At 69.1% G+C, this 624-nt stretch carries 1 protein-coding gene; it reads left to right on the forward strand.

The features are described 5' to 3' along the window. Window positions 1–624: DUF2637 domain-containing protein (locus KUM38_RS18795; protein ID WP_217130563.1), on the forward strand; the 624-nt coding region annotated here is incomplete at both ends.

A 624-nucleotide genomic window follows, 5' to 3' on the forward strand; every position in this document is an offset into this window, starting at 1 on the left:
CAGCTGACACGGATGCACCGGGTTCTCATCGGCGTGGTCGTCTTCGGTGCCGTGATCATCGCCGGAATCGGCTTCGCGGGTTCGTACGCGGCCGTCCGTGAGCTTGCCCTGCAGAAGGGCTTCGGGAACTTCAGTTACGTCTTCCCGATCGGCATCGACGCCGGTATCTGCGTCCTGCTGGCCCTGGACCTGCTGCTGACCTGGATCCGCATCCCGTTCCCGCTGCTGCGGCAGACGGCGTGGCTGCTGACGGCGGCGACGATCGCGTTCAACGGCGCGGCGGCGTGGCCCGATCCGCTCGGCGTGGGCATGCACGGCGTGATCCCGGTGCTGTTCGTGGTCTCCGTGGAGGCGGCCCGGCACGCGATCGGACGCATCGCCGACATCACCGCCGACAAGCACATGGAGGGCGTCCGGCTCACCCGCTGGATGCTGTCGCCGGTGCCGACGTTCCTGCTGTGGCGCAGGATGAAGCTGTGGGAGCTGCGCTCCTACGAGCAGGTGATCAAGCTGGAGCAGGAGCGCCTGGTCTACCAGGCCCGCCTCCGCTCCCGCTTCGGCCGCGCCTGGCGCCGCAAGGCCCCGGTCGAGTCCCTGATGCCGCTCCGCCTCGCCAAGTACGGC

Source organism: Streptomyces sp. AC558_RSS880 (genome assembly GCF_019049255.1).
GTDB lineage: Bacteria > Actinomycetota > Actinomycetes > Streptomycetales > Streptomycetaceae > Streptomyces.